Genomic DNA, 6603 nt, shown 5'->3' on the forward strand with positions numbered 1-6603 from the left:
TTGAATTTGTTTCGGATTTCGATATTAGAATTTCGTATTTTATTTAGTATCTGGCTTTTACTTGGATTTTGCCTTTTGCCATTATACGCTTCCTCATCCTCTTTCATAACTCATACTGTAAGAAAAGGAGAATCATTATATAAAATTGCAGATAATTATCTCCCTCTGAGCGACTTCTACTCATTATCATCATTAGTTAAAGAAATAAAAAGACTTAATGGTGTTAACCGGATAGATCTTAAGACAAATAAGAAACTCAGGATTCCTGTTGTCAGAACAAAGCCTGTCAAGGCAAAAACAATCACAAAAGACAAATTTTTTAATGCCAAAGGAATATACATAACCGGCAATACAGCAGGAACAGAAAGAATTTTGACATTAGCAAAAAAACTGAAATCTTTTGGAGGAAACACCATAGTTTTTGACGTGAAAGATGTTGATGGCATAGTGACATATAAAAGCTCAGTACCGCTCGCAAAGGAAATAGGCGCTACCGAAAAATCTCAAATAAGAGACATAAGTAAAATGATATATCTTTTGCATAGAGAGGATATACATGTTGTAGCAAGAATTGCGCTTTTCTGTGATGAGATCTTAGCTAAAAAATGCCCTGATTTAGCTGTGCAGAGCAAGTCTGGCGGAGGCGTGTGGAAACAAAAGGGAAAGATTAAGTGGGTGGATCCCTCTCTTGAGATGGTCCAGAAATATAATCTTGACCTGGTTACAGAGCTATGCGATTTGGGTGTGGACGAGATTCAGTTTGATTATCTCAGATTTCCTGCAATGGGGAATGTCAAGGATGCAAAGTATTCATTTGATGAGACTCGAATGGAAAAACATACGATTATAACGAGTTTCTTGAAAAGAGCTTATGAATTAACACGCAGAAAGAAAGTCTTATTATCCATAGACGTTTATGCAATCATGGCCTGGCAGCGAAAGGAAGATGAAGAAATCACAGGTCAGAGAATTCAGGATCTTGCAAGATATGCTGATATAATAAGCCCTATGCTGTATCCATCTCATTTCTATGGAACATTTGAAGGCAAGAAGAATCCTGCAGACCATTCATACTATTTTATTTCACAAGGTTGTAAAAAAACCAGAATTGCTACAGAGAAAACAGGTATTATTATAAGACCATGGCTTCAGGCATTTCCATACAAAGTAACACCTTCCAAGTGGAATAAAGATTACATTCTTGAAGAGATAAAAGCTGCTAAAGAAGCTAATGCATGCGGATGGCTATTATGGAGTGCAAGCAATAATTATAAAGTCTCATGGCAAGCGTTAGAGCCTATCAAATAAGAATCTTAAGATATTTTTTTACACCATCCTCAGGGTTGCAAATATAGATATGGGATTTAATACCTGTCTTCTTTTCGTATTCTTTGCTTACTACTTGAGAGAATTTATCAATAACATCTTTTTTAACAATATTAACAGTGCAGCCTCCAAAACCACCGCCGGTCATTCGGGAGCCAATTACACCATCAATACTTCTCGCAATATCCACCATTATATCAAGTTCAAGACAGCTTACTTCATAATCACTCTTTAGGCTCTCATGTGATTCATTCATTAGCCTGCCAAACTCAAGTATGTCATTCCTGCCCAGAGAATTTATGGCGTTTAATACACGTCTATTTTCATAAAGAACATGCTTGCATCTTTTCTGTGCGGTTTCATCAAGTGTATGTCTGTATATTTCAAATTCTTCTATAGATATATCTCTAAGCGTTTCTATTTGCGGAAGAAATCTTTTAAGACTGGATACAGCTCTTTCACACGTTGCTCTTCGCTTATTATATTCTGAGCTGGCAAGTTCTCTTTTCACATTTGTATTACCAACAACCACGTTAAATCCCTCTAATTTTAAAAGTATATTTTTATAAGAAAGATCTCTACAATCTAGAAACAGTGCATGCCCTTTTTTCCCCAGCATAGAAACAAACTGGTCCATGATTCCGCAATTTACTCCAACAAACTTATTCTCTGCTCTTTGGCATAGTTTAATCATTTCCATAGAGGATATCTCCAGGTCAAACAGTATTTTGAAAAAATATACTGTCGCAACTTCAAGCGCAGCAGAAGAGCTAAGTCCAGCTCCCTCAGGGATATCTCCTCCAAAAACAATATCTGCACCATTAATATCAGCTTTTATCTCTAATAAAGACTTTAGTACTCCCCCAATATAATTTACCCATATCTTTTCTTTATTGAACTGAATAGAATCAAGATCAAACTGAACATTCTGGTCATAATCTATTGAGTATACTCGTATAATTTTATCATTGCGTTTTGTTCCAGCCATACAAATATTTCTATCTATAGCAATAGGCAAAACAAATCCCCCGTTATAGTCAGTGTGTTCACCAATCAAGTTAATCCGTCCGGGAGCAGAGACAGTAAGTAAGTCTTGAGAATCCTTTTTAAAGAACTCTTGATATGTATTTTTGATATTTTTTATGTTAAATTTATACAAACTTGAGGGACTTTCGTATAAGCTCTTCTATCTTTATCTCTTCTTTTGTCTCAGACAGCACCCTGTCAACAGCTCTTTGTGCAATAGCGCGGGAATACCCCAATGAAACCAATGCGGATATACTGTCATTGATTACAGAACGTTCCTCAGGGTCTTTGCCAATCAGATAAGATTTTTCTCTGTTTGTTAAAACACCTATTTTATCCTTGAGTTCTACTATGATTCGCTGTGCAGTTTTTTTGCCTATGCCTGGGATTGTGGTTAATATTCCAACATCTTCATCCACAACGGCAGCCTTAAATCTATCAACTTTTATAGCAGATAAAATCCTTATAGCCACACTTGGCCCTATCCCTGATATTGAAATTAGTGTTTTGAAAAACCCCTTCTCATCTTCAGTCGCAAAGCCATAAAGCTCTAACTTATCTTCTCTTACATAAAGATGGGTAAAAATCTTCAGTTTTTCGCCGATTTTACCAATTTGATTATACGTTGTCAGCGAAATGTGCATCTCATAGCCAAGTCCGCTAACATCCATAACAATAAGGGCTGGCGTTTTAACCGATAACTTTCCTTCTATGTATCCTATCATTTTTTCCTCTAGGTACTGATCGATTTATATAACACAGGGCAATAGCCAAAGCATCTGCTGCATCGTCGGGCTTTGGTGTTTCCTCGAGACGCAAAAGCTTTTTTACCATAAACTGTACCTGCTGTTTGGACGCTTTTCCATATCCTACTATAGCCAGCTTTATTTCCAAAGGGGTATAGGACGCTATTTCAAGATCAGCATTAACACCAGCTACTATAATTGCCCCTCTTGCTTGTCCTACCTGAAGAGCAGTTTTTACATTCTTGCAAAAAAACAATTCTTCGATACTAAGGACATCAGGATTATACTTTTCTATTATATCAGAGATTTTAGCATAAATCATCTTGAGACGATTAAAAAATGGCTCATCTTTGGATGTTTCTATGCATCCAAATCTTAAAGGCGAAAGAGCATCTTTTCCCTGCTGGGTTTCTATAACTGCGTAGCCTGTTCTGGCAACGCCTGGATCAACACCAAGAATGCGCACTATATCTTTTCCATTTCCTCATCAGAGATATCAAAGTTACTATAAACATGCTGCACATCATCATGATCTTCGAGTTCTTCCATAAGATGAAGCACCTGTTCAGCCTTTTTCCCTGCAACAGAAACTGTGCTCTTAGGCACCATAGTTATTTCTGCCAGCTCAGGAGTGATGCCTTCTTTTAGAATTGCTGCCTTTACTTGCTCAAAAGTTTGAGGATTAGTTATGATCTCGTAGAAATCACTCTCTGTGTTCATATCTTCAGCTCCGGCATCTAAAACAATTTCCATAAGTCTATCCTCAAGTACAGCATCTTTTTTAACATGACATAAGCCTTTTTTCTCAAACATCCACGCTACACTTCCTGCTTCAGCAAGATGTCCGCCATTTTTTGAGAAAACATGTTTTATTTCAGAAGCTGTACGATTCTTATTATCAGTAAGAAGTTCTGCATAAATAGCTACTCCGGCAGGACCGTATCCTTCATACGCAAGCTCTTCGTAGTTTACTCCGGGTAATTCCCCTGTCCCTTTTTTAATTGCACGCTCTACATTTGACGCAGGCATGTTGGCGTCTTTTGCTACCTGAATAGCACTTCTTAGTCTGGCATTAGCGTTGACATCGCCTCCACCACTGCGCGCAGCAACAGTTATTTCCTTAATAAGCTTTGTAAATGTCTTTCCACGCTGCGCATCAACTTTCGCTTTCTTATGTTTGATTGATGCCCATTTTGAATGACCTGACATCTATTCTACCCTTTCTTCATTTTCTCTGTTTCCTCAACAACTTTAATGCTTATTTGCGCAGGAACCTGTTCATAATGCGAAAATTGCATGCTGTAAGTACCACTTCCCTGTGTCATAGATTTAAGATCTGTTGCATACTTATAGAGCTCAGCCAAAGGAACATTCGCCTTTATTGTTTGAGTGTTTTCATCTGTATCAATTCCAATAATTCTCCCGCGTCTGGAGTTCAGGTCTCCATTAACATCTCCCATATATTGAGAAGGAACCGTAACCTCTGTCTCCATGATTGGTTCCATCAATGCAGGATTTGACACTGTCATAGCATCCTTAAACGCCATAGAGGCAGCTATCTGAAAGGCTATATCAGAGGAATCAACAGTATGAAATGTGCCATCATACAGAGATATACTTAAATCAACAACTGGATAGCCAGCAATAACTCCTTTTTGAATTGCCTGATTTAACCCCTTTTCAACTGAAGAAATAAATCTGGCTGGAATAGCGCCTCCAACTATCTTATTAACAAACTCAAATCCCTTGCCAGTTTCCAACGGTTCAATTTCAATATATACCTCAGCATATTGTCCGCGTCCTCCAGATTGTTTTTTGTATTTAGTATGCCCTTTTGCAGATTTCTTTATTGTTTCTCTATACGGAATTCTTGGTTTTTCCATACTAACATTCACACCAAATTTTTTTGCCAGTTTACTTACAATAACCTCCAAATGAAGCTCTCCAAGCCCGGAAATAATTGTTTGTCCGAATTCCTTATCAACTTCCACTCCTAATGTGGGATCTTCCTCTTTTAATCTAGTCAAAGCCGTACCAATTTTATCTTCGTCTTTTCTTGCCTCAGGCTTGATTGAGAATGATATAATCGGCAGAGGGAATTTAGGAGGAGAAAACAAAATAGGATTCCCATGATCACATAAAGTATCACCTGTTTTTGTTTTTTTTAGTTTAGCAACTATTCCAATATCTCCTGTATGGAGCTTATTTACATCTATTTTATTCTTTCCCTGCATTTGCACAATTTGTCCAAGCCTTTCTTTCTCTTTTCTGGAGGAATTATAAACATCTGATGAAGAAGATACTGTGCCTGAATATATCCTGAAAAAGCTCAGCTCCCCAAGATGAGGCTCGGATACGGTTTTAAATACCAAGGCACTAAATGGGTCCGAATCATTAGCTTTCCTTTCTACAGTTTCATCTGTGTTAAGCTTTTTCCCTGATACAGCATTATCTACAACAGGAGACAGCATAGAAGATATTATTATATCTGTAAGCAATCTTACTCCTGTATTGTTTAATGCAGAGCCGCACATCACTGGAATAAACAATCTTGACTGAATGCTTTTACTTAATGCGTTGGAAAGTTCATCCTGAGAGAGCTCCTTCCCTTCAAGATATTTTTCTATCAAGGTGTCATCTGTTTCAGCTAATGCCTCAACTAATTTTTCTCTGTATTGATTTGCTTGACCTGAAAGAGCTTCTGGAATATCCTCTGTCTTTGACCTCTGTCCATCAAAAACAATTGCCTTCATATTTAATAAATCAATAATTCCATTAAATGATAATCCTTCTCCAATCGGAATCTGTAAAGGGATAACCCTTTCTTTGAATGTTTTTGCAGCAGACTCAATAATCTTGAAAAAATTTGAACCATCCTTACCTATTTTATTCACAAAAATCAATCTGCTCGAAGCTTCAGACTTTACCAGGTTCCAGATCCTCTCATTCTGCAAGCTAACTTCTGCTGTAGAATCACATATTATTATCACATTATTTACAACCCTAAGCGCAGAGTTTAGTTCTCCTGTAAAGTCAGCATAACCAGGAGTATCAATAACATTTATTTTGATATCATCATATTCACATGCACAGGCCTTTGAAGTTATTGTTGTCATTCTTTGTGTTTCTTCAGGAAGATAATCAAAATTACTTGACCCCTCGTCTACCTTGCCCAGTCTGTTTGAACCCCCGCAGTTGTATAGAATTGCTTCTGCAAGAGAAGTCTTACCAGAGCTTGCTTGCCCTACCAGAACAATATTTCTTATGTTTTCGCTGGTGCATTCCTTCATAAATCCCCCCTTTTGCTAGTGTAAATATATCCTCCGAACTATAGCACAGCGATATTTATCTTTTCAATAAGAATATGTTAGCTAAAATTTAAAAGTGCACAGTTTAAAGTTTAAAAGTGCACAATATTTAGGTCTTCATTTTTAGCTGTTTGAACACCAATAAGCCTATTGTCATACCAGCACCTGATTTCAGATATGCCAGTTTTCTCATCAGG

Annotated in this window: 5 protein-coding genes and 1 pseudogene; 1 reads left to right on the plus strand and 5 read right to left on the minus strand. The window is 37.3% G+C overall.

Annotation, left to right across the window (positions count from 1 at the left end; all coding sequences use genetic code 11):
• Positions 1-75 precede the first annotated feature (75 nt).
• Positions 76-1308 carry a LysM peptidoglycan-binding domain-containing protein gene (locus tag KKC91_07300; GenBank protein MBU0478358.1) on the plus strand — a complete coding sequence of 411 codons (1233 nt, stop codon included), beginning with the start codon at positions 76-78 and terminating at the stop codon, positions 1306-1308.
• Here KKC91_07300 and KKC91_07305 read toward each other — a convergent pair.
• From KKC91_07305 to fusA, 5 genes and pseudogenes are all read right to left on the minus strand, one after another.
• Positions 1301-2485 (minus strand): galactokinase, encoded by a 1185-nt coding sequence (locus tag KKC91_07305; protein ID MBU0478359.1) that lies wholly within the window; start codon positions 2483-2485, stop codon positions 1301-1303. The genes KKC91_07300 and KKC91_07305 overlap by 8 nt on opposite strands.
• Positions 2478-3077, minus strand: a complete 600-nt coding sequence (gene ruvA, locus KKC91_07310) for a Holliday junction branch migration protein RuvA (GenBank protein ID MBU0478360.1) — start codon at positions 3075-3077, stop codon at positions 2478-2480. Before ruvA ends, KKC91_07305 begins: the two co-directional genes overlap by 8 nt.
• Positions 3043-3564: a crossover junction endodeoxyribonuclease RuvC gene (gene ruvC / locus KKC91_07315; GenBank protein MBU0478361.1), complete on the minus strand. Its 522-nt coding sequence runs from the start codon at positions 3562-3564 to the stop codon at positions 3043-3045. The genes ruvA and ruvC overlap by 35 nt, the downstream gene beginning before the upstream one ends.
• Positions 3564-4307, minus strand: coding sequence for a YebC/PmpR family DNA-binding transcriptional regulator (locus KKC91_07320; protein MBU0478362.1), 744 nt, complete (start codon positions 4305-4307; stop codon positions 3564-3566). Before KKC91_07320 ends, ruvC begins: the two co-directional genes overlap by 1 nt.
• 5 nt (positions 4308-4312) lie before the next feature.
• Positions 4313-6388, minus strand: a pseudogene (gene fusA / locus KKC91_07325) (elongation factor G).
• Positions 6389-6603 lie beyond the last annotated feature (215 nt).

It is taken from the genome of bacterium, assembly GCA_018812485.1.
Taxonomy (GTDB): Bacteria; JAHJDO01; JAHJDO01; order JAHJDO01; family JAHJDO01; genus JAHJDO01.